The organism is Streptomyces sp. NPDC097619 (genome assembly GCF_040302735.1).
In the GTDB taxonomy this organism is placed as follows: domain Bacteria; phylum Actinomycetota; class Actinomycetes; order Streptomycetales; family Streptomycetaceae; genus Streptomyces.
In genome coordinates this window covers 39,997-60,828 of the sequence record NZ_JBEOSD010000011.1, presented here as the reverse complement: position 1 = coordinate 60,828, position 20,832 = coordinate 39,997, and the positions used below count along the sequence as shown (strand labels likewise).

General features: G+C 73.0%; 20 protein-coding genes. 3 read left to right on the top strand and 17 right to left on the bottom strand.

Features of this window, described 5'->3' with window-relative positions; all coding sequences use genetic code 11:
* Positions 1 to 40: 40 nt before the first annotated feature.
* Both ABTZ17_RS05335 and helR read right to left on the bottom strand, forming a co-directional pair.
* Positions 41 to 1,156 (bottom strand): TauD/TfdA dioxygenase family protein, encoded by a 1,116-nt coding sequence (locus tag ABTZ17_RS05335; RefSeq protein ID WP_352194153.1) that lies wholly within the window; start codon positions 1,154 to 1,156, stop codon positions 41 to 43.
* Positions 1,157 to 1,391: 235 nt separating this feature from the next.
* Positions 1,392 to 3,692 carry an RNA polymerase recycling motor ATPase HelR gene (gene helR, locus ABTZ17_RS05330; RefSeq protein ID WP_352194152.1) on the bottom strand — a complete coding sequence of 767 codons (2,301 nt, stop codon included), beginning with the start codon at positions 3,690 to 3,692 and terminating at the stop codon, positions 1,392 to 1,394.
* A 351-nt stretch (positions 3,693 to 4,043) separates the two neighbouring features.
* On the opposite strand from helR, the gene ABTZ17_RS05325 reads away from it, so the two are divergent.
* Both ABTZ17_RS05325 and ABTZ17_RS05320 read left to right on the top strand, forming a co-directional pair.
* Positions 4,044 to 4,325 carry a hypothetical protein gene (locus ABTZ17_RS05325; protein ID WP_352194151.1) on the top strand — a complete coding sequence of 94 codons (282 nt, stop codon included), beginning with the start codon at positions 4,044 to 4,046 and terminating at the stop codon, positions 4,323 to 4,325.
* A 152-nt stretch (positions 4,326 to 4,477) separates the two neighbouring features.
* A complete protein-coding gene (locus tag ABTZ17_RS05320) occupies positions 4,478 to 4,771 on the top strand; it encodes a hypothetical protein (RefSeq protein WP_352194150.1) in 294 nt (97 codons plus the stop codon).
* Between the two features lie 151 nt (positions 4,772 to 4,922).
* Here ABTZ17_RS05320 and ABTZ17_RS05315 read toward each other — a convergent pair whose 3' ends face one another.
* Positions 4,923 to 5,369 carry a hypothetical protein gene (locus ABTZ17_RS05315; RefSeq protein ID WP_352194149.1) on the bottom strand — a complete coding sequence of 149 codons (447 nt, stop codon included), beginning with the start codon at positions 5,367 to 5,369 and terminating at the stop codon, positions 4,923 to 4,925.
* 283 nt (positions 5,370 to 5,652) lie between these two features.
* Here ABTZ17_RS05315 and ABTZ17_RS05310 point away from each other — a divergent pair, with 283 nt between their 5' ends.
* Positions 5,653 to 8,526, top strand: a complete 2,874-nt coding sequence (locus ABTZ17_RS05310) for a tetratricopeptide repeat protein (protein WP_352194148.1) — start codon at positions 5,653 to 5,655, stop codon at positions 8,524 to 8,526.
* A gap of 161 nt (positions 8,527 to 8,687) precedes the next feature.
* On the opposite strand, the gene ABTZ17_RS05305 is transcribed toward ABTZ17_RS05310, so the two are convergent.
* The 14 genes from ABTZ17_RS05305 to ABTZ17_RS05240 form a co-directional block, all read right to left on the bottom strand.
* Positions 8,688 to 9,320, bottom strand: a complete 633-nt coding sequence (locus tag ABTZ17_RS05305) for an OmpA family protein (RefSeq protein WP_352194147.1) — start codon at positions 9,318 to 9,320, stop codon at positions 8,688 to 8,690.
* Positions 9,321 to 9,324: 4 nt separating this feature from the next.
* Complete coding sequence (locus tag ABTZ17_RS05300) at positions 9,325 to 9,927, bottom strand: hypothetical protein (RefSeq protein ID WP_352194146.1); 603 nt, start codon at positions 9,925 to 9,927, stop codon at positions 9,325 to 9,327.
* Between the two features lie 30 nt (positions 9,928 to 9,957).
* Positions 9,958 to 10,536 carry a pilus assembly protein TadG-related protein gene (locus ABTZ17_RS05295; RefSeq protein ID WP_502994599.1) on the bottom strand — a complete coding sequence of 193 codons (579 nt, stop codon included), beginning with the start codon at positions 10,534 to 10,536 and terminating at the stop codon, positions 9,958 to 9,960.
* A gap of 53 nt (positions 10,537 to 10,589) precedes the next feature.
* Positions 10,590 to 10,808: a hypothetical protein gene (locus ABTZ17_RS05290; protein ID WP_352194144.1), complete on the bottom strand. Its 219-nt coding sequence runs from the start codon at positions 10,806 to 10,808 to the stop codon at positions 10,590 to 10,592.
* Between the two features lie 110 nt (positions 10,809 to 10,918).
* Positions 10,919 to 11,686, bottom strand: a complete 768-nt coding sequence (locus ABTZ17_RS05285) for a response regulator (RefSeq protein WP_352194143.1) — start codon at positions 11,684 to 11,686, stop codon at positions 10,919 to 10,921.
* Positions 11,683 to 13,029 carry a sensor histidine kinase gene (locus ABTZ17_RS05280; RefSeq protein WP_352194142.1) on the bottom strand — a complete coding sequence of 449 codons (1,347 nt, stop codon included), beginning with the start codon at positions 13,027 to 13,029 and terminating at the stop codon, positions 11,683 to 11,685. Before ABTZ17_RS05280 ends, ABTZ17_RS05285 begins: the two co-directional genes overlap by 4 nt.
* 341 nt (positions 13,030 to 13,370) lie before the next feature.
* Positions 13,371 to 14,261 carry a DUF5936 domain-containing protein gene (locus ABTZ17_RS05275; RefSeq protein ID WP_352194141.1) on the bottom strand — a complete coding sequence of 297 codons (891 nt, stop codon included), beginning with the start codon at positions 14,259 to 14,261 and terminating at the stop codon, positions 13,371 to 13,373.
* Positions 14,262 to 14,331: 70 nt separating this feature from the next.
* The gene (locus ABTZ17_RS05270) at positions 14,332 to 15,270 is read right to left on the bottom strand and encodes a type II secretion system F family protein (RefSeq protein ID WP_352194140.1); all 939 of its coding nucleotides are present in this window, start codon (positions 15,268 to 15,270) and stop codon (positions 14,332 to 14,334) included.
* Positions 15,271 to 15,433: 163 nt separating this feature from the next.
* Positions 15,434 to 16,774, bottom strand: a complete 1,341-nt coding sequence (locus ABTZ17_RS05265; RefSeq protein ID WP_352194139.1) for a TadA family conjugal transfer-associated ATPase — start codon at positions 16,772 to 16,774, stop codon at positions 15,434 to 15,436.
* Positions 16,771 to 17,253: a TadE/TadG family type IV pilus assembly protein gene (locus ABTZ17_RS05260; RefSeq protein ID WP_352194138.1), complete on the bottom strand. Its 483-nt coding sequence runs from the start codon at positions 17,251 to 17,253 to the stop codon at positions 16,771 to 16,773. Before ABTZ17_RS05260 ends, ABTZ17_RS05265 begins: the two co-directional genes overlap by 4 nt.
* Positions 17,254 to 17,256: 3 nt before the next feature.
* A complete protein-coding gene (locus ABTZ17_RS05255; RefSeq protein ID WP_352194137.1) occupies positions 17,257 to 17,799 on the bottom strand; it encodes a TadE/TadG family type IV pilus assembly protein in 543 nt (180 codons plus the stop codon).
* A complete protein-coding gene (locus ABTZ17_RS05250) occupies positions 17,799 to 19,109 on the bottom strand; it encodes a CpaE/TadZ family protein (protein WP_352194136.1) in 1,311 nt (436 codons plus the stop codon). The genes ABTZ17_RS05255 and ABTZ17_RS05250 overlap by 1 nt, the downstream gene beginning before the upstream one ends.
* A 7-nt stretch (positions 19,110 to 19,116) precedes the next feature.
* A complete protein-coding gene (cpaB, locus tag ABTZ17_RS05245) occupies positions 19,117 to 19,809 on the bottom strand; it encodes a Flp pilus assembly protein CpaB (protein WP_352194135.1) in 693 nt (230 codons plus the stop codon).
* An 82-nt stretch (positions 19,810 to 19,891) separates the two neighbouring features.
* Entirely contained in the window at positions 19,892 to 20,740 is an 849-nt protein-coding gene (locus tag ABTZ17_RS05240; protein WP_352194134.1) for a hypothetical protein, read from the bottom strand.
* Positions 20,741 to 20,832 lie beyond the last annotated feature (92 nt).

Below are 20,832 nucleotides of genomic sequence, written 5' to 3'. Positions count from 1 at the left end.
GGTGCCTCGGGGCGGGCCGTCGTCCACCGGACCGGCCGGGTCACCAGCGGCCGGGGGCGGTGCCGGTGACGGGCTCGGAGGGCCGGCCGTCCACGCCGACCGGGACCTCTCCGGCGAGCATCACGCGGTGCATGGTCCGCGGGTGCGGTCGGCCGTCCTCGGCGCGGACCGCCGCGGTGTCGTTGGGGGCGAGGTGGACGGTGGCCCGGTTGTCCCAGAAGACCAGGTCCCCGGGCTGCCAGCGGAAGCGGACGGTGTACTCGGGGCGCACCGCCTGCTCCAGCAGCAGTTCCAGCAGCGGGGCGCTCTCGGCGCGGGTGAGGCCGAGGATCTGCTCGACGTAGTAGCCGTTGACGTACAGCAGCCGCTCCCCCGACTCGGGGTGCACGCGCACCAGCGGGTGGTGGGACGCCTGCTGGTGGTCGAGCAGGTGCCGCAGGTACGCGTCGTCCCCGGGGCGGGGCTGGTAGCCGACGCCGAGCCGGTGCTCGGCGCGCAGCCCGTCCACGAAGGCCCGGAGCGGCGCGGACAGGCCGGCGTAGGCGGCGGCCAGGTTCGACCAGGTGGTGTCGCCGCCGTACGGGGGCACGGACTCGGCCCGCAGGATCGTGGCGGCGGGCGGGTCGATGCGGGCGCCGTGGTCGCAGTGCCAGCCGCGCAGCAGGTGGGGACGGCGGCGGTCCAGCCACTCGGCGTGGTCCATGCCGTACCGGCCGCCGAGCTCCAGGCGGTCGGCGGTGGTCTCGATCAGCGGGTGGTCGGCGGGCGAAGCGCTGCCCCGGCGGGACGGGGCCACGGGCTCGCCGAAGCGGCGGGCGAAGGCGAGGTGCTGCTCGTGGTCCAGGTGCTGAGCGCGGAAGAACAGCACCTTCCAGCGGAGCAGCGCGGCGCGGACGGCCGCGGCGGCCTCCTCGTCCAGGGGCTTGGTGAGGTCGAGGCCGCGTACCTCGGCCCCGGTGTGGCCGGTGGCGGGCAGCACCTCGACGCCGGCGGGGAGGGAGGCGGGGTCCCAGGGGGTGGGGGCCGGCGCGGGTCCGTCGCCGTCGGGGCGGGCTCGGTCCGGTGCCGCCTCAGGTCGTGCGGCCTGAGGCCGTGCGGCCTCGTCCCGTCCGGCTTGGTCCCGCTGCGCGTGGTCGTCGTGGTGCGCCGCCGTCATGTGCGTACTCCCGTTGTGGTCGCCGTGGGTGCGGTGGGTGCCGAGCCGCTGTCGCCGCCGTTGCCGCTGTCGGGTCGGGTCGGGTCGGGTCGGACCGTCGTGTCCCGGTCCCGGTCCCGCCCAGCATGGTCGCCGGGCGGGGTCGGGGACAGGGGGCCCGGAGCTTCCGGTATCGCGGAGCCCCCTTGTCCCGAGGTCCCGGGGTCCCGGGGGCTCCTGCCCCGGTCCCGCTCGTTCAGCGGGCGTCGGCCCCGGTGGTGAGGACCGTGAGTCCGCGGGTGGCGCGGGTCATGGCCACGTACCGGTCCACCGCTCCGGCCACGCCCTCGCCGAAGGCGTCCGGGTCCACGAGCACGACGTGGTCGAACTCCAGGCCCTTGGACAGCTGCGGGGTCAGCGAGCGGACGCGGGGCCGTTCCGGGAAGTCCGGGGCGCCGATGACGCAGGCGGTGCCCTCGGGGTGCGCGGCCAGCCAGTCCGCGAGGACCGTCTCCAGCTCCTCGGCCGCTCCGTACGCGACCGGGATGCCGCTGCTGCGGACGGACGTCGGCACGTTGGCGTCGGGGAGCGCGGCGCGGATCACCGGCTCGGCGGCGGTCATCACCTCCTCCGGGGTGCGGTAGTTGATGCCGAGGGAGGCCACCTCCACCCGCTCGAAGCCGACGCGCGCCAGGCGTTCCCGCCAGGTCCCCGCGAAGCCGTGCCGGGCCTGGGCCCGGTCGCCGACCACCGTGAAGCTGCGGGAGGGGCAGCGGCGCAGCAGCATCTGCCATTCGGCGTCGGTGAGTTCCTGGGCCTCGTCGACGACCACGTGCGCGAAGGGCCCGGCGAGCGGGTCCGTCTCGCCGGCCGGCAGGGCGGCCCCGTCCACCAGGCTGTCCTGGAGGTCCCGGCCGCGGAGCATGGTCACCGCTCCCTCGCCGTCCGCGTCCGCGCTGATCACGTCCTCGATGACGGTGGCCAGTCGCTCCCGCTCCGCCGCCACGGCGGCCTCGCGGCGGCGGCTGTGGCGGGAGGTCTCCGGATCGCCGAGGCGGAGCCGGGCCGCGTCGAGGAGCGGCAGGTCGGCGACCGTCCAGGCGGTGCCGGCGGGGCGGCGCAGCCGGGCCCGCTCCTCCGGGTCCAGCCAGGGCGCGCAGTGCCGCAGGAAGGCCGGTACCGACCACAGGTCGGCCACCAGCTCGGCGGGGTCCAGCACCGGCCAGGCCCGGTCCAGGGTGCCGACGAGCTCACGGTCGTGGAGCAGGGCGCGGCGGAACCGGTCGAGGGGCGGGGCCTGCCGGGCGGCGGCCTCCTCCTCGTCCTCCGCCCAGGGGTCCTCCTCGAAGCCGTGGCGGTCCCACAGGATCGTGACCAGTTCCTCCCAGACCTGGTCGCGGGCCTCGTTGTGCGGGGTGCCGGGGGCGGGGGCCCGGAACGCCTCCGCCCAGTCCTCCGGGCCGAGCCGCACCGAAGCCCACGGCGTGGACACCGTGAGGCCCTGCGCGGGCGGGTCCTCGTAGAAGCGGGCGGCGGCCTCGACGGCCTCCGCCATCCGCACGTCCGCCTTCAGCCGGGCCGCCTCCGGGTCGGTCTCCTCCCCCGCGGTCGCTCCCTCGGGGAGGAGGTCCCGCAGGGTGCAGGTGCGGACGCCCTCCTCGCCCAGGTTGGGCAGGACGTCGGCCACGTACGCCAGGTACGGCTGGTGCGGACCGACGAACAGCACCCCGCCCCGGCGCTGTCCCAGGCGCGGGTCGGAGTACAGCAGGTACGCGGCACGGTGCAGGGCCACCACCGTCTTGCCGGTGCCGGGGCCGCCGTCCACGACGAGCGCGCCCTTGGAGCCGGCGCGGATCACGGCGTCCTGGTCGGCCTGGATGGTGGTGAGGACGTCCCGCATGCGCGGGGAGCGGCTCGCGCCGAGGCTCGCGATGAAGGCGGACTGGTCGTCGAGGGCGGCGTGCCCGCGGTCCAGGCCGTCCGCGGTGAACACCTCGTCCCAGTAGTCCCCGATGCGACCGGCGGTCCAGCGGTAGCGGCGCCGGCCGGCCAGGCCCATGGGGTCGGCGTGGGTGGCGGCGAAGAACGGGCCGGCCGCCGGGGACCGCCAGTCCACGAGGAGTCGGCGGCCGGTGCTGTCGGTGAGGCCGAGGCGGCCCACGTACAGGGGCTCGGAACCGTCGGCGGCCACGATCCGGCCGAGGCACAGGTCCAGGCCGAACCGGCGCAGGGTGCGCAGCCGGGCCGTGAGCCGGTACACCTCGGCGTCCCGCTCCATGGCCTCCCGACCGGCGCCTCCCGGGGCCTTGAGGGTGGCGTCCAGGCGGTCCGAGAGCTCGGTGACGGCGGCCTCCAGGGCCGCCCCGATCGCCGCGAAGTGCCGCTCGTCGGCGGCGATCAGGGCGGGGTCGGCCTTGGCGGCGAGGCGCCCGGGCAGGTCGAAGACGGAGGCCGGGGTGGGGGGAGAGGTGGGGGTGATGGGAGGAGTGGGGGTGGTGGGGGTGACGGAGGTCGTTACGGGGACGGCCCGCGCACCGGAGGGGGTGGTGGTGGTCATTCGGGCCTCTCCGATCCGGGGCCACGTCCAAAAGCCGACAGACACATACGCACGTCGCGACGCTCCCCAAGGGGCTGATTTCCGGGTAGGCGTGCGATTGTGCGGCACCGAGGGGGCCTTGCCGCAAGGCCCCCCATGCGTTATAAGTTGATAGTGGCAAGGAGCGCGTCCTCCTTGCCTTTCGTGTTTTCCGGGGCCCGGTACGGGTGGGCGGGTGCGGGTGCGGCGGGTTCCGGGGGCGTGTGGGTGCGGGGGCCGGTGGGGAGGCAGTGGCCGGTGGGGGCCGGGTGGCCGGTGGGGGCGCGGGTGCGGGGTGAGCCGGCGGCGATCGTACGCGGGCGCCGCGCCGCGATGGCCCCGGTTCTGGGCGCGGTCTCGGTAGCGGGCGCGGCCGTCCTGCTCCTCGACTCGCCGCTCTTCGCAGCGGGACTGCTGCTGGGACCGCTCTGCGGGGCGGCTGCCGTCCTCACCGGGACGCGGGGCGCGCGCCCGGTCCGGGGCACCGGATCCGGCCCTCACCTCGCCCGGCCCCGCCACCCCGCCCGGCTCGCCCGGCTCGGCATCCTGCTGGGCTGCCTCGGGGTGCTGGCCTGGGTGCTCTGGCTCGCCAGGATCGTCGTCCTCTTCGCCTGACGGGCTGACCATCCCGTCGCCCGCCTGGCTGCCTGCCCGCCTGCCTGCCTGCCTGCGCGTGCGCATCCGCGTGCGTGTCCGCATACGTGCGGGGACAAACGGAAGACGCGGGACCCCTGGCCGGGCGGGACGGCGGGCCCTAGCCTCCGCGCATGAGCTCACGCAGCGGGTGGAGAAGGCTGCCGCCCGGGACCGACCTCGTGTCCGCGGCGATCTTCGCGACGGCCCTCGTGGCCTTCACCGCCTGGGTGTTCTTCGACGAGTCCGGCAGTTTCCTCGGCTTCGCGCTCTCCCCCGCCCTGGTCGTCGCCGCCCTCTTCTGCCACGCGCTGGGCCTGCGCCGCGGGCCGCTCCGCGCTGGCCTCCTCACCCTCTACGCCCTCCTCTTCCTCCCCCTGACCTTCGGCGCCGTGATCATCAACGGCATGGCGGAGAGCGGCGGCTGACGACGCCCCGCGGCCTTCGGGCCAGGACCTCTCACCGGGTTGAGGGAGCCACCGCCTCGGCTCCCTCGACCCGGCCCCCGCCAGCTCCGCCTACGCTCGCGTCCTCCGGCACCCGACCTCAGGGCGTCCGATGGGGTGGGTGAAACGCGTGTCAGGGCAGATACCGGTCCAAGGGCTCCGCGGCGTAAGTGCCATCGGGCAAGAGCACGTCCGTGAGTTCGAACCGCTCCGCCCCTGCTCCGCCCGCCTCCCGCCGGATGACGGTGCCGGCGCGACGTGTCGTCACGTGAATCAGCGGGCTCCCGGCCGAGTCCACGCTGTTCAAGAGGGTGTATCGGCGCAAGGCGCCGCGCCTGTTCTTGACCAGGGCTCCGACAGCGGCGAGTACAAGAAGGACAGCGAGACCGCCCAAGAACTCCGGCAGGGACGCACGGCCGATGTTCGTCGCGAATCCGATGATCCCGTGTTCCTCCGAGCCGGACTCACTTGCCCCGACCGACACCACGTTCCCGAGGTCGACCAGGAAGAGTCGGGCCTCTGAAAGCAGGGAATGCCACGAGGACGGTGTGGCAGCGGCAGTGACGAGGAATCGTTCCATGGGGTCAGACCCTTCAACTCGTCCCGCTGTCCACGGAGTCGGCAGCGGGTGAGGATGACGATGGGGGCGGATTCATCTGTCCGGGCCCCTGGGACCGGACAACGCAGCTACATTCCGGACAGGGCCGCCGCTGTCCGGGACAGCGGCGGGTGGAACCGGACACGATCGGAGGCGACCGGTGCCCAGAAGTAGTGGTGGTCGCTGGCGCACTGAGATCCGGGCTGACTCGCCGCAGGCCCACGACCTCGCCAAGGCCCTGCGGACCCTGGTCACGAGATCGGGCATGACCCTGCGGGATCTGGCCGCGGAGATGCGGGTCGGCAGAAGCCAACTTTCCGTCTACCTGGGCGGCTCCGTTCCTCGCGCGGACTTCGTCGAGGCACTCGTCCGCGCCACCGTGGCCGAGTCCCTGCGTGAGCGTCGGCAGGCCGAGGTGGCACTCCTCCTGTTCCAAGCCCAGCACCCGCCTCGCCCCGCGGCTCGCACGGCGCCGGCGAAGCCGGAGCTGCCTGCGCCTCGGCCCGCGGGCGACGAACCGCGGAGCGATCCGTACACCGGACCGGAGCAGCGGCTCCGCGAGACCTGGCCCAAGGCAGCGGAGTGGGATGCCTTGGCCGCAGGAGCGCACCGAGCTCGACCGAACGCCCGCGGCGAAGCGGTGCCTCCCTACGTGCAGCGTGACGTCGACGTGGAACTGCGGCGCCGCGTGACGGCGGCGGCCGAGCACGGCGGGCTCGTTCTCGTCGTGGGCGAATCCACCGCCGGAAAGACGCGCGCGCTGTACCAGGCGTTGCGCGCCGCTCTGCCCCACTACCGTGTCCTCGCGCCCGCGAAGGGAGCGGTGCTCTTACCGACCGTCGAGTCCGCGTGCCGCAGCACCGAGTGCGTCCTGTGGCTGGACGATCTGGACGCGTACCTCGGCCCCGACGGCCTGACGCCGACGCTGCTGGGGCACCTCACCCACGCGCGCGTCCCCGTACTCGCCACCATCCGAACCCAGCAGTACGAAGCCTTCCGTTCGCCACTGCTCATGCCGGGCGGCCGCGAGGACCACATCTCCACCCACCGGACAGTCGCCACCGGGGCCCAGATCCTGCGTCAGCTCGACTTCCTGCGCCTCCACCGCCTCTGGAGCGAGGAAGAGCTGGAGCGAGCACAGGCCAGCGACGACCCGCGCATCGTGGACGCCCTCCGTCACCACGGACCACACGGAATCGCCGAGTATCTCGCCGCCGGCCCGGCACTCCTCGACGAGTGGGAGGCAGCCGCACACGGCGGCGGCCACCCGAGTGGAGCCCTCCTCGTCTCCTTGGCCGTCGACCTCCGCCGGGCCGGTAGGAACGCCTGTCCCGACAAGGTGCTCCGCAGACTGCACAGGGAGCGGCTGGCCGTAGCCGATCCACTGATCCGTCCCGAGCCGGTGGAGGAAGCCTGGCGTTGGGCCACGCAGGTCCGTTACGGGGCGACCAGCATGCTGCTCCCCACCATGGACCCGACCTCCTGGAACGTGTTCGACTATCTGGTCGATCACACGCGGACGCGCATCGCACCGGACGTGTGGCAAGCCGCCCTGGAATGCAGCACGAACGAGGAACGCTTCAGGGTCGGATACAGCGCGTTCTTCCGTGGGGTGCCGCAGGTCGCGAAAGAGGCCCTCGCGCCACTGGCCGAGGAGGCCCACAGCGACGCCGCCAACCTGCTGGGCGTTCTGCTCCTGGAGGAGAGAAGGCCGGAAGAGGCCCAAGCGCTGTGGCGGCGCGCTGCCGACGCCGGTCATCCCGGCGCGGCCCACAACCTCGGCGGCATCCTCCACTTCGAGGGTCACGGTGACGAAGCACGGCACTACTGGCGCATGGCCGCCGCAGCAGGAGTGAGTGACTCTGCCTTCCACCTCGGCACGCTCTTGATGAACGACGAGCAGGAGGAGGAAGGCGAAGCCTTCTGGCGCCAGGCCGCCGGCGCCGGCCACATCGACGCCGCCCACGCCTTGGCGAGCCACGCGCACAGAACCGGGCGCCTGGACGAAGCACGCGTCTACTGGCGTCAGGCCGCCGACGGCGGATCCCTTGAGAGCGCGTTCACTCTGGGCACGATGCTCAAGGCGGAAGGACGGCCCGAGGAGGCGGAGATCTACCTGCGCCGAGCCGCCGATGCCCACCACGCCGATGCCGCGAACATTCTCGGTGCACTGTTGTGCCGATCGGGCCGGAACGATGAGGCCATGGCCTACTACAGGCAAGCCGCAGATACCAGCCACACGCCCGCCTCATACAACCTCGCCTGCCTCTTGCGCAGTTCGGGTCACCTCGCGGAAGCCGAGCCATACTTCCGACAGGCCGCGGATGCCGGACACAGGGAGGCGGCGTACAGCCTCGGCAACGAACTAACGACCTTGGGCCGCACCGACGAGGCGGAAACCTACCTGCGCCGAGCGGCCCACGCCGGACACACCTCCGCCGCCTACAACCTCGCCAATCTGCTGTTCCGGGCCGGTCGGCACGACGAGGCCGAACGCTACTACCGCGACGCGTCCGAAGCGGGACACATCGAAGCGGCGAACAACCTCGGTGTCCTCCTCTTGGAGACCGGCCGCCCCGAGGAAGCGGAAGCGCATTGGGTCCGTCACATCGATCCGAGCGATCCGGACATCCCGCTCAACCTCGCCAGTCATCTCATGGCAAGCGGCAGGAGAGAGGAAGCGGAGGCCCTGCTGCGACGCACCGCAGACCTCGGTCATCTCCGAGCGGTGACGCGACTCGGAGGTCTGATGGAGGCCACCGGACGCTTCGAAGACGCCGTCGACCTCTGGCGACGCGCCGCCGACTCGGGCGACCCGGAGGCCGCGTACGTGCTCGGCAACGTGCTGCGTACGAAGGGCCGGAAGGCGCAGGCGGAGACCTACTACCGCATCGCGGCCAAGAGCGGGCTCAAAGAGCCCCTCACGAACCTGGCCGGTCTTCTGATCGAAAGAGGTCGACACGAAGAAGCCGAGAAGCACCTCCGCCTCGCGATCGACGCCGGTGACACCACGTTCGCCCCGAGCAACCTCGCCCTGCTCCTCCGAAGGACCGGCAGAGAAGAGGAGGCCCAGCACTACTTCCGGATGGCTGCGGAAGGGCTGGCCGGGAAGCCCAGGGGCGACGGAACCGCCCAATAGCGGTCAGAACGGCGGGACCCACCAGCGCCACCGGCGCGACACGAGCGCGGCGGCGCTGGGGACCCGACAGCGACAAACTGCCCGTCGGCGCTCCACCCACCCACGAGGCTTTCAGGCGATGGAACGCGATCGCGGGCTCGCCAACGGGCGACGGAAGGCCCCTAGTCGCTGCCGCGGGGGAAGGAGATCTCCACGCGGCGGTTCTTGCGGCGGCCGTCCTCGGTCGCGTTGTCGGCGATCGGGTAGTCCTCGCTGTAGCCCCGGATGTCGAAGGTGATCCCTGCGGCCAGGGTCTTCGACAGCTCCCGCTGCACGGCGTCCGCGCGCTGCTTCGACAGCACCTTGCCGTGCTCGTACGTACCGAGGTTGTCGGTGAAGCCGAAGACCCGGACCCGGGTCGCACGGGCGTTGTTGATCTCGGCGGCGATGGCGCGGATGCGGGCGTTGGCCTGGGCGTTGAGCGTGGCGCTGTTCTTCGGGAACAGCACCTCCGCCTGGAGGGCCAGCATCACGGTCTCGTTGGTGTCCTGCCGCCGCTCCTCACCGCCGAGGTCCTCGACGACCTGCGCGATGTCGAGCACCTTGGGCGCGGCCAGGGTGGCGCCCTGCGGGAGCTTGAGGCCGGGCGAGTTCGAGTCGATGGCGACGGGAGCGGAAGCCGTCGGCTCCGTACCCGGCGGCACCCCGGGCGTCTCGTCGGCCCGCGCGGCCGTGGCGCCGAGCACGTGGGCACCGGTGACGAGGAACACGGCGGCGACGGTGATGACGACCAGGCGTGGGGGCGTCTCGGTCATGGGGTCACCCGGAGATCTTGATGGTGGCGGTGGAGAAGGTCGGCAGCGTGAAGTCGACCTCTTGGGTCCCTTCGGGCGGGGCGGGGAACTGCATGAAAACCGAGATCGGCTTGCCCGGCACGATTCCGGGGATGCCCGCCGTGCACAGGCATCTGCCATCGGTGTCGCGCAACACGTAGTAGCGCTTCTTGCCGACCTTGTCGATCAACGTCGCTCCGGCTACAGAGTTCCCGTTCGCAGCGAGCAGCTGCGGCTCGCTTCCGGTCCAAGTGGCCGGATTCTGGGGAGTGGTGCCGTTGTTGATGATCGTCCCGCTGATGGTGACGAATCCGCCGGACTCGCGTACCGCCTTCGTGATCTTCAGGACCACCTCACCGGTGCCCTTGATCTCAGCGATCGTTTGCTCCACCGGCTCCTTCCCGTCATCCGCAGAAGGTTGCTGGGTCGGCTGCTTTCCTTCAGAGGCCGAAGAGCGCGACACCCCCTGCGGCTTGTCCGCGCCCCCTTCCTCACCCTTCCCGCATCCGGTCGTGACAAGGACCAGAGCTGCCGCCATGGCAGCGACCGCCGCCCCCTGACGGACCTTGGATGTGGACCGAATGCTCATCTTGTGCGTTCCTTGTCTCGAATGCGTTTCTCAGTCGACCAGCTGAACGGTGAACAGGGTGCGCGCCAGGTCCTTCCAGACGCCCGGATTGAGCGGATCAAGGCGTAGGTCCTCCCCGTCACACCGAATCTCAAGAGGGGGCAACGGAAGCGGCTCCTCGACCGGGTCTTCAGGCTCCTCACCGCCAGGATCCGATGGCACCTCCGGCTTGGGCCCCAAACGACAGCGGGGGGTGATCTCCGCTGTGGCCTCGGCCGTCGCACGAGAACGGTTGGACACGACCGGATTGTCGATCGACCGGCTTCCCTGCACACGGACCCATACGTCGCGTACCGAGGGATCGCATTCCGTCACCGCTGCGCCGTTGCTCCCAGCGAACGCGTCGGCCGCGTCACAGGCGCGCGTGAGCAGGAAGCCCTTGCCCTCAAGGATGTCCTCCCAGTCTTCCCAAGTGAGATCCGGGAGACTCTCCCAGGGCTCGGTGTCGCGCACGGCCTGGGCCCCTGCGAGGGCGGCAGCGTCCGCGGCTCCCTGGGCCGTGTTACGGATCGCTCCGGCCTGTCCGACGGCGAAGAAGGCGAGCGCAACAAAGAGCAGGCTCGCCACCATCCACATGTAGATGGGGAAAGCCTGCCCACGATCACTTCGGACGAGCCCAGAGATCAACCGGCGGTGATGGTGTTCACCAGCCCGCTGATGCGCGACGAGATCGCACCGCCAATTCCGGATGCGACGATCGCGCCCACGATCGCCACCACCACCAGGATGATGCCCAGGTATTCGAATGCCGTCTGGCCGCGGTCCGTGGACGCGTAGCGGCGTCGGAGGGCCGAGACGGTCGTGTTCGCCCAGCTGTTCACGCGCACGGTCGCCTTGAGCATGGGAAACCCCTTCACCTCTGGTGTCGCTGTCGACCGGAGCACGGTAGGACCGGTTCCGGCGGGGCACCCAGGGCCCCTGGGCCCAACCGGGGGCCCAACGGGGGCGGGGGTCAGCCATGGAGGACCGCCCCTCGGATGGAGGTGCCGAGCCAGAGGGCTATGGCCTCGCTGCGGCTGGCGGTCTGGAGCTTGGCGAAGATGCGGTTGATGTGGTTCTTGACGGTCTTCTGGCTGATGAAGCAGGCGTCCGCGATCTGCTGGTTGCTCATCCCGGATGCGATCAGATCCATGACCTCCACCTCCCGCGAACTCAGCCCGAAACCCATGTGGTTGCGCATGCGCTGAGGAGAGAGTGCCATACCCGGTTGCTCTTGCGAAGGGGTTTGGGGGGGAATTCCGGGGAGCGGGACGAGCGGCCGTCCGGGCGGCGCGGCGGTCCGGGCCGACGGGCCGTCGCGGAGTTCGTGGAGGAGGGCGGTGGCGGCCGAGGGGGTCAGGTGGGCCCGGCCCTCGCGGACGTCGCGGATGGCCGCGATGAGCTCCGGTACGGCGAACTCCCCGTGCACCAGGTAGCCGCCCGCGCCGAGCCGCAGGGCTTCCCGCACGGTCGCGTCCTCGCGGCTGTAGGTCAGCATCAGTACGGGTGCCAGCCGGACCAGGTGGGGCAGGGCGGTGAGGCCGTCCGTGCCGGGCATGCGCACGTCCAGGAGGACCACGTCCGGTCGGTGCAGGCCCGCGAGCCGGACCGCTTCGCGGCCGTCCGCGGCCTCGGCGGCCACGGCGAGGCCCGGGCGGCCTTCCAGGAGGGCCCGCAGGCCCGCCCGGACGACCGGGTTGTCGTCGGCGATCAGCACCCGCAGCGGCGGCCTGTCCGTCATGGGGCGCCTCCTCTCGATGGCGGGGCGGCGGGGGGCGGCAGCGGCCTGAGGGCCGCGGCCGGGAGGTCCAGGCGGACCTCGGTGCCGGAGTCGGTGCGGCCGCGGCCGATCCGCAGCCGGGCGCCGGTCGCGGCGGCCCGCTCGACCATGCCGAGCAGGCCGAAGTGACCGGCCTCGCGCAGTTCTTCGAGGGTGGTGCCGGTGGGCAGTCCGCGGCCGTCGTCGAGGACGCCGATCCGCAGGAAGCCGTCCACGAGCCCGGCCTCCACCCGTACCCGCCGGGCTCCGGAGTGCCGGCCGGCGTTCTCCAGGGCCTCGGCGGCCACGCCCAGCAGGGGGCGGGCCACGGCGTGCGGGACGGGCGGCAGGGGGTCCGTACCAAGGGGGCGGAACTCGGCGGGGATTCCGGTGGCGCGGGTGAACTCGGCCACGCGTAGCCGTAGTTCCGCGTCGAGGGGGACGCCGTCCGTGCCGTCGAGGTCGCCGGCGCGGCGCAGGTCGGCGAGGAGGGCGCGGGATTCGGTGGCGGCGCGGCGGGCGGCCCGGGCCACCGTCTCGGCGCGGGCGACCAGCTCCCCGCCCTCCGGGCGCCGCGGTCCGGGAACGGCGCCGGCACCCCCCACGGGCCCCGCGTCCGCGTCCGTGCCCGCGCGGGCGGTGGCGGCGAGGCCGTCGGCGGCGAGGGCCAGGCCGTGCAGGGTCTTGGCCACGGAGTCGTGCATCTCGCGGGCCAGGCGGGCCCGTTCGGCGGCCACGGCCTCGGTGACGGCCAGTCGGGCGCGGGCCTCGGTGAGGGCCTGTCCGGCCGCGCCGAAGCGGAAGAGGAGGGTGCGCAGGCTCACCCCGGCGGCCCCGGCGATCAGGCACAGGCCGGCGAGGAGGAGGACGCCGTCGGCGGGGGCGCCCGGCTCGGCGGTGACGGCGTGGGCGCCGAGCACGATGAGGGCCTGGACGGCGGCGTAGCCGCCGGAGCCGCGCCAGCCGTGGACGAGCCCGGCGAGCAGCGGGGTGCAGACGCAGACCAGCCCGAGCGGGGAGCCGGGGGTGGCGGTGACGAGGAGCAGGGTGCCCGCGGCCATGTCCACGGCCAGCACCCAGGGGTGCCTGAGCAGGTAGGGGCCGAAGCGTTCCCAGTCGCGGAAGAGGACGTACGAGCCCATGAAGGTCAGCAGGACGGCCCCGCCCACCAGCCAGCCGGCGGCGCCGGGGGCGGTGCGGCCGAGCGCGATGGGGGTGCCCAGGGCGATCATGGCGAGTCGGAAGCCGAAGACCTGCCGGCACAGGGCCTGGAGGGCGTTGAGCTGGAGTGCCGGTCCGGGAACCGCCACCTCCGGCACGGGCACGGATACCGCCTCCGGCCCCGTCCCCGGCCCGGGCACCGATCCCGTCGCGTCGATCGGGCTCGGCGTCGCGGTCGTGCTCGGGGTCGCGGTCTCGCCCGGCGTCGGGGTCACGCCCGGGGGCGTGCTCGTGGTCCGGCTCGTGCCGGCGGCCTGGCCGGGGGTCGCGTCACCGTTCCCCGTGGTGCCCTGCGTCGCCCGGGGGACGGACCGTCCGCGCCACCCTCCTGGGCCCCGGCGTCCCCGCCTCCCCCGGAACCCCCGGTTCCCCCGGAACCACTGGCTGTCCCGGTTCCCCCCGCTTCCCGTCCCGCCCGTTCCCACGGGGTCGGCCGTCACGGCGCTCATCCGGCCATCAGGGAGCCGAAGTCCACGTTCGTTCCGTAGACGAAGCCGCACACGAGCAGGATGAGGGTGCCGGGCAGCATGAAGGTGGTGACCGCGAAGGTGGCCTTGGGGACGGCGCGGGCGGCCCGGCGGCGGGCGTTCTGGGCGTCGGTGCGGCGCATGTCCTCGGCGATCTGGATGAGGGTGTCGACGATCGGGGAGCCCAGCTCCTCGCCCTGCTGGAGGGCGGTGACGAACTGGGCCACCTGCTCGGAGCCGTTGCGGCGGCGGAGCTCGTCGAAGGCGAGGCGGCGGCTCACGCCCATGTCCATCTGGCGGAGGGTGATCCTGATCTCGTCGGCCCAGGGGCCCTCGTACTTGTCCGCGACGCGCTCCAGGGCCTGCCGGAAGCCGAGTCCGGCGCTGACGACCACGGCCAGGACGTCCAGGAAGTCGGGGAGGGTGCGTTCGATGTGGTCACGGCGGACGCGGATCGCGGACCAGAGGCCCACCTCGATCCAGAAGAGGCCGAAGGCCACCATGAGCAGGGCCAGGACGAGCTGTCCGCGCATCAGCATGGACAGGGCGCCGAGGGTGCCGAGGAAGCCGTAGACGGCGCGGCGCGCGGCGTACCGGTCGAGGGTGAGACCGTGCGGATTGCCCGCCATGTCGATCTGCTTGCGTTTGCGGTCCACGCGCTTGGGGCCCATGAGGCGGAGCACGGTGGGGGCCCAGCGGATGCCGAGCCGGTCCACGAGGGAGCCCACGGCGGTGGTGCGGGTGGCACCGATCTCCAGGGCGAGGGCGAGGTCGTCGGGGAGCTTCGCTTCGGCCCGGTACATGCGGACCCCGTGGAAGGCGCCGAAGACGCACAGTCCCAGGGCCAGGGCGAGCAGCAGGGCGGTCATGTGCGGTCCGTCTCCGTTCCGTGGTCCGGGGTGCCCGTGCGGGCGCGGGTCGGCGGGGGCGCGGGGGCGCTCATACGTCGATCTTCGAGAGGCGGCGGATCAGGGCGAAGCCGAGCGTGTAGAGCCCGATGGCGACGATCACGGCGGTCTGGCCGATGAAGGCGCCCGTCATGCGGTCGAGGGCGCCGGGCAGGACCCCGTCCACCAGGAGCAGGGAGCCGACCCCGATGACGGGGATGGCGTAGGCGGTGACGGTGACCTGGGAGAGCTGGGTCTTCACCTCGCGCCGGGTCTCCTTGCGCTGTTCCAGGGTGACGGTGAGGTTGCGGAGGGAGCCGACGATCGCGCCGCCCGCGCGGTTGGAGAGGACGAGGGTGGAGACCAGGACGACCAGTTCGCGGGAGGGCAGCCGGTCGGTCAGCTCGGTGAGGGCGTCCTCGATGGAGCGGCCCACGGCGAGGCTGTGGGAGACCCGGGCCAGTTCCTCGCCGGCGGGGGCCTCCAGCTCCTCGGCGGCCAGGCCGATGGCGGTGCGCAGGGCCAGGCCGGCCTGGGTGGCGTTGGCGAGGATCCGGGACAGCTCGGGGAGCTGGTTGATGAACTTCTCGGTGCGCTTGGCGCGCTGCCAGTTGAGGAAGGCGTTGGCGGCCCAGAGGCCGATGAGGGCGGCGACGGGGCCGAAGAAGGAGGCGAGCAGGGAGGCGGTGAGGATCCACAGGCCGGTGAGAGCGGCGAGGACGTAGACGACGTACTCGCCGGGGGTCAGGTCGAGGCCGGTGGCGCCCAGCTTGCGTTCGACGCGGCGGCCGAGGCGGGTGCGGCGGAGTCGCCGGTCCACGCCGCGGAAGCGGCGTCTGCGGGCGGTGCCGGGCAGGTCGGGGCCGGCGGAGAGGCGGTCGAGGAGGGCGGCGCGTTCGGCGCGGCCCTTGCCGTAGGCGTGCGCGCCGAGGACCACGCAGAGGCACCCGAGGAGCGTGGCTCCGAGGGTGAGGAGGACCAGGTTGTTCATGGCGGTGGTCGGCTTCCTGTCGGGCGGTCCGGCGGCGGTGCGGGTGCGGGGCGGCGGGTGCGGGCGGCGGGTGTGGGCGGCGGTGACGGGGCGGGTTCGGGAGGCTGCGCGTCCCCCGGGTTCCGTCCTCGGGCTCGGTACCCGCCCCCCAGGGGGCGGCGGGTCAGCGGATCATGCGGGTGGCCAGTTGTTCCGGGGAGGCGGCGATGCCGAACGCCTGGGGGACGGGCTGGTTGTGCATGTAGAGCCGTTCGGCGATGCGGCGGGGCAGCGGGTAGTACTCGAAGCGGCCGTAGACCCGGCCGTCGGCGGCCATGGGCTGGGCGGCGTACCGGCAGACGGTGATGATGCGGAAGGGTTCCCGGCCGTGGGAGTCGAGCACGGCGATCTCGGTGATGCGGCGGGAGCCGTCGGCGAAGCGGGTCAGCTGCACCACCACGTGCACGGCGCTGTTGATCTGGTCCTGGAGGGCCTCGAAGGGGACCTCGACCTCGGACATGGAGGCCAGGGTCTGGAGGCGCATCAGGGCGTCCTCGGCGCTATTGGCGTGGACGGTGGCGAGGGAGCCGTCGTGGCCGGTGGACATGGCCTGGAGCATGTCGAGGGTCTCGCCGCCGCGGACCTCACCGACGATGATGCGGTCGGGGCGCATCCGGAGGGAGTTGCGGACCAGGTCGCGGATGGTGATGCGGCCCTTGCCCTCGACGTTGGGCGGTCGGGACTCCAGGCGGATGACGTGGGCCTGTTGGAGCTGGAGCTCCGCGGAGTCCTCGATGGTGATGATCCGCTCGTGGCCGGGGATGAGTCCGGACAGGGCGTTGAGGAGGGTGGTCTTGCCGGTGCCGGTGGCCCCGGACACGATCACGTTGAGCTTGGCCTGCACGAGTCCGGAGAGCAGGAGCAGCATCTGCTCGTCGAGGGAGCCGAGGCCGATCATCTCGTGGAGGGTGAAGGCGCGGGGGAAGCGGCGGATGGTGAGGGTGGCGCCGGTGAGGGAGAGCGGAGGGATGATGACGTTGACGCGCTCGCCGCTGGGCAGTCGGGCGTCGACCATCGGATTGGCCTCGTCCACGCGGCGGTTGACGGTGGAGACGATGCGTTCGATGGTCTGCATGAGTTGCTCGTGAGAGGCGAACCGGAGCGGGAGCTGCTCGACGCGGCCGGCTCGTTCCACGTAGATGTGGTCGGGTCCGTTGACCATGATCTCGGAGATGGAGGCGTCTTCGAGGAGGGGTTCGAGGACGCCCAGGCCGAGGGCTTCGTCGACGACGCGGCGGATGAGTCGGCCGCGTTCGGCGGTGGAGAGGACGGGTCCCTCGCGGCTGATGATGTGGCCGAGGACGCGTTCCAGGCGGGCCCGTCGCTCGGTGGGGGCGAGGGCCGACATCTCGGCGAGGTCGATCTCCTCCAGCAGTTTGGTCCGGTAGGAGGCGACCAGGTGGCCGTCCTCGCGGCCGGGGCCGTCGGGCTGGTCGGGGTGGTGGACGCGGGAGCGCAGGCTCACGGGCGGCCTCCGTCGTAGGGCATGGTCGCGGTGCGGGTGGCGTCGTCGATGTCGAGGAGGCCGGGCAGCAGGCTGGGGACGCGGACGGTGGCCGTGTAGGTGACGCGGTCGCCGGCGGGGCCTCCGGAGAGGCTGGGGTTCAACCAGCCGCTGACGGCGGCACGGCCGGCGGCGGCTCCGCCCTCGCCGTGCAGGGAGTCCATCCGGGCGGCGGTGCGGGCGGCGGTGCCGGCCTGTTGGGCGGCGTAGCCGATGAGCCCGACCTGGATGCAGATGAGGGCGACGAGCAGCAGCAGGGGCAGCCAGCCCAGGAATTCGAGGGCGACCTGGCCGCGGTCGGAGCGGAGGGCCCGGCCCGGGCGGTACGGGCGCGGGGTCCGGGCGGCGCGGGCGGCGCGGAGCCGGGCCCGCAGGCCCTGCGGGCGGGAGGCGGCGGCGCAGACGGCGGGGGCGGCGGCGCGCGGGAGCAGTCGGGGCACGGTTCAGTCCTCCCGCTCGTTGACGGCGGCGGCCTTGCCGTAGACGGGGATGTCGAGGTCGAAGAGGCCGGGGGCGAAGACGGGCATGTCGAGGCGGACCTCGGCGGTGTAGAGGGTGCCCGCACTGCATTCCGTTCTGATGCCCCAGGCTCCGCCGACGTGTTCGGAGGCCGCAGCGGCGCAGCTCTCGCCCACGGCGCCCGCGCGGGCGGCCTCGTCGGCGGCGTTCCCGGCGAGGTGGTAGGCGTAGCCGACGATGGCGCACTGCCAGAGCACCGCGAGCATGGTCAGGATGTACGGGAACATGCCGAGGAACTCGAAGGTGGTGGAGCCCCGGTCGTCGCGGGGGCGCGGCACCGCCGGGCGGTGCGGGCGGAGGCGGGGGCGCGCGGTACCGAGGCCCCGGAGCCGGATCCGCGGCGCGTCCGGGTCCCGGTGGCGCGGCGCGTCCGGGTCCCGGTGGCGGTGCGGGCCCGGGTCGCGGGGGCGGGTGCGCGGGAGTGCCGGTCCGCGGGCGCGGATCCGCCCCGCCGTCGCCGTGTGCATCAGTCGGCCCTCCGCTTCCACAGTCCGATGGAGCCCCGGTCGCCGCCGGGCAGGGCCGGCCTGCCGCGGCCGGAACGGCCCCGGGGCAGGGCGGCGGGGGCGCCGGCGGCGGAGGCTTCCTTGGTGGTGCGTTCCTCGGTGCCCTTGAGCAGGCCGAGTTCCCCGGCGAGGGTCCACAGGGCCTGTTTGACGGTGGACTTGTTGTCGAGGTCCTGGAGCCGTCCGGCGTCCACGACCGGCTGGAGCTCCTTGAAGGCGGCGGGGACGGGGGTGCGGGCCACCCGGGCCTTGGTGATCTTCTCGACGAGGGCGGGTTGGATCTCGGTGCCGCGGGTCCAGCGGTTGACGAGGAGGACGGTCTCCTCGGCCTTGCGGACCTGGAGGCGTTCCCAGAGCCGGACCATGCGCTTGGCGGCGCGGACGGCGATCACGTCGGGGGTGGTGACGAGCAGGGCGGTGTCGGCCATTTCCACGGCGACGGCGTTGGCCCCGCTCATCTGGGTGCCGCAGTCGACGACGACGAGCTCGTAGCGGTTGCGGAGGGCGCTGACGATCTGGCGGGCGGCCCGGTCGTCGATCTCCTCGCCGCGTTCGCCCTCGGCGGGGGCCAGCAGCAGGGCGGGGCCCGCCTTGTGGTCGTAGACGGCGTCCTGGAGGACCCGGGGGGAGATGTCCTGGATCCCGGCGAGGTCGGCCACGGAGCGGCGGAACTGGACGTCGAGGTAGGAGGCGACGTCCCCGGCCTGGAGGTCGAGGTCGAGGAGGGCGGTGCGGCGGCCGGAGGCGGCGGCGGCCAAGGCGAGGTGGACGGCGGTGACGGTGGTGCCGACCCCGCCCTTGGCCCCGGAGACGGTGACGACGGTGCCGCCGGGACCGGAGAAGGCGTCGGGGCCGCCGCCGAGGTGGCGGCGGACGCCGGTGGACCACTGGGCGGCGGCCTGGACCCGCTGGGCCAGTTCCTCGTAGGACAGGGGCAGGGCCACGAGGCCGCGGGCCCCGGAGTCCATGGCGGCGGCGAACAGGGCCGGTCCGGCGTCCTGGGAGACCAGGATCACGCCCACCGCGGGGAAGCGGAGGGCGACCTCTCGGATCAGTTCGAGGGCGGGGACCGGGCCGATCCGCTCGTGGACCAGGACCACCTCGGGGAGTTCGTCGAGGGATTCCGAGGCCAGTCGGGCCAGGGTGTCCAGGAGGGAGGTGGAGTCCGGGACCGGCGGGCCCGGTTCGGCGGCCGGGAGCTGGCTGAGCAGGGCGGTGATGGAGCGGGCGGCGTCCGGGTCGCCGACCGCGGGGAGGATTCGGGTGGTCATCCGTGCCTCACTTGTCCCCGTCGAGGGTGTAGCGGCGGTCGTCCGGGGCCACCGTGGACCGGCTGCCGGGGGCGACGAGGGCCAGGCGGACGTGTTCGGCGAAGGAGACGGCGTACGAGACGCGCTGGCTGTCCTTGTTGCCGAGGGCGAAGGTGATCGGGACGGTCTGCTCGTCGCCGCGGCGGCCGCCCTTGGAGGCGGTCAGGGTGCCGACGGAGAGCACCCGGGCGTTGGTGACGACGGTGACGGCCTGGGAGGTCGCGGCGGTGGCTCCCTTGAAGGTGCCGATGACGTTGACCAGGTCGCCGGGCCGGATCTTCCCGGCGACGCCGGTGGAGTTGTCGACCATGATGGCGATCTCCTGCTCGCCGGCCTTGACCCGCGGCAGGTCGGCGAGGACGTCGCTCTGGAGCAGCGAGCCCGCCTTCAGGGTGGTCAGTACGGTCTTGCCGCGCAGCTCGGCGAGGTCGGTGACGGCGGTGTCGGAGAGCCAGCGCTCGGGCATGGAGGTCTTCCTGAAGTCCTCGGGGACCAGCTCGCTGAAGGGGGCGATGTCCTGCTTGACCCGGTACACGGTGACTTCCGGTCCGACCTTGGAATTGACGTCGGAGATCACCGAGAGGACCCCGGCGAAGGCCCCGAGCGCGCACAGCACGGACAGGAGGAGCAGGAGCACACCGCGCCGCTGACGTGAGTTCATGGACCGGACTTCCTCGTCGGGATGGTTCGGATCGTTCGGGTGCCGGGCTGCCGCCGGGCGGCGGTCCGGCGGCGGGTCGGGGTCAGGGGCCCGACAGGGGGGCGGCGAGCGGGGCGGAGCAGAACCCGCAGCGGTCGCCTATCAGTTCGAGTCCGCACCAGCGGCACTCCTCGCGCCGCACGGAGGCGACCAACTGGTAGAGGACGGAGATGTCGGGGATGGCCGCGGCGAACTCCACCAGCCGCGGGGTGCCCCACCAGGGGGCGGAGGAGGCGGGCAGGGGGCACTCGAGGACGCCCTGGACCCGCCAGGCGGGGGCCAGGTCGGTGGCGACCCAGTCGGAGGCGAGCTGCCCGCGGGCGAAGGTGAGCTGGGTGCCGAACTCGGGGCCGGCGGGCAGCTCGGGGGCCGCCTTGGAGCCGCCGGGGAGCTTCACCAGGCTGGGGCGGGGGTTGGCGAGGACGGCGAACTGGGAGCCGGGCACCCAGGACTTGGCGTGGCTCTTGAGGCCGACGGGTATGCGGTCCAGGCGGGCCACGGAGCCGAGCAGGGCGCCGGAGTAGATGTAGTGCGAGAGCAGCCGGGCGGCCGAGGCGAGCACCCCGGGGCTGAAGTCGCAGACGGAGAGCTGGCGGAGCTGCCGGACCAGCAGGGCGATGCCCAGCGGGGGCAGATCGATGTCAAGGAGCGCGATCCGGTCAGTTTCGAGGATCGCGCGGACGGCGTGCAGGCGGCGGGCGAAAACGGCCGGAAGCGAGGAGGGGAGGACGGCTATGACGTAGCCGAACCGCTCGACGAGAGCGGACAGTTCGGCCACGGAGGCATCCAGTCCGGCGCGGTCCGGGGACTCCAGCGCGGTGGCCGTCGGCGTGTGCCGGTCCGGTGCGGGCAGCACCAGGTCCGCGCTGGTCACGGCAATGGCGGTCGGCATGTGAATCCCCCGTTCACCCCGGTCCCCGCGGCCGCGCCGATGCTGCGCGACCGCAAACGATCACTGCTCTGGCCTCCTGCCCCAGCACCTTA

Bases quoted from the DNA above. Each gene is read 5' to 3' on its own strand.
- ABTZ17_RS05275 (WP_352194141.1), bottom strand. From the start codon at position 14,261: ATGACCGCCCTGCTGCTCGCCCTGGCCCTGGGACTGTGCGTCTTCGGC.
- helR (WP_352194152.1), bottom strand. From the start codon at position 3,692: ATGACCACCACCACCCCCTCCGGTGCGCGGGCCGTCCCCGTAACGACC.
- ABTZ17_RS05300 (WP_352194146.1), bottom strand. From the start codon at position 9,927: ATGAGCATTCGGTCCACATCCAAGGTCCGTCAGGGGGCGGCGGTCGCT.
- ABTZ17_RS05335 (WP_352194153.1), bottom strand. From the start codon at position 1,156: ATGACGGCGGCGCACCACGACGACCACGCGCAGCGGGACCAAGCCGGA.
- ABTZ17_RS05295 (WP_502994599.1), bottom strand. From the start codon at position 10,536: ATGGTGGCGAGCCTGCTCTTTGTTGCGCTCGCCTTCTTCGCCGTCGGA.
- ABTZ17_RS05320 (WP_352194150.1), top strand. From the start codon at position 4,478: ATGAGCTCACGCAGCGGGTGGAGAAGGCTGCCGCCCGGGACCGACCTC.
- ABTZ17_RS05310 (WP_352194148.1), top strand. From the start codon at position 5,653: ATGACCCTGCGGGATCTGGCCGCGGAGATGCGGGTCGGCAGAAGCCAA.
- ABTZ17_RS05240 (WP_352194134.1), bottom strand. From the start codon at position 20,740: ATGCCGACCGCCATTGCCGTGACCAGCGCGGACCTGGTGCTGCCCGCA.
- ABTZ17_RS05290 (WP_352194144.1), bottom strand. From the start codon at position 10,808: ATGCTCAAGGCGACCGTGCGCGTGAACAGCTGGGCGAACACGACCGTC.
- cpaB (WP_352194135.1), bottom strand. From the start codon at position 19,809: ATGAACTCACGTCAGCGGCGCGGTGTGCTCCTGCTCCTCCTGTCCGTG.
- ABTZ17_RS05325 (WP_352194151.1), top strand. From the start codon at position 4,044: ATGGCCCCGGTTCTGGGCGCGGTCTCGGTAGCGGGCGCGGCCGTCCTG.
- ABTZ17_RS05270 (WP_352194140.1), bottom strand. From the start codon at position 15,270: ATGAACAACCTGGTCCTCCTCACCCTCGGAGCCACGCTCCTCGGGTGC.
- ABTZ17_RS05255 (WP_352194137.1), bottom strand. From the start codon at position 17,799: ATGCACACGGCGACGGCGGGGCGGATCCGCGCCCGCGGACCGGCACTC.
- ABTZ17_RS05285 (WP_352194143.1), bottom strand. From the start codon at position 11,686: ATGACGGACAGGCCGCCGCTGCGGGTGCTGATCGCCGACGACAACCCG.
- ABTZ17_RS05305 (WP_352194147.1), bottom strand. From the start codon at position 9,320: ATGACCGAGACGCCCCCACGCCTGGTCGTCATCACCGTCGCCGCCGTG.
- ABTZ17_RS05315 (WP_352194149.1), bottom strand. From the start codon at position 5,369: ATGGAACGATTCCTCGTCACTGCCGCTGCCACACCGTCCTCGTGGCAT.
- ABTZ17_RS05250 (WP_352194136.1), bottom strand. From the start codon at position 19,109: ATGACCACCCGAATCCTCCCCGCGGTCGGCGACCCGGACGCCGCCCGC.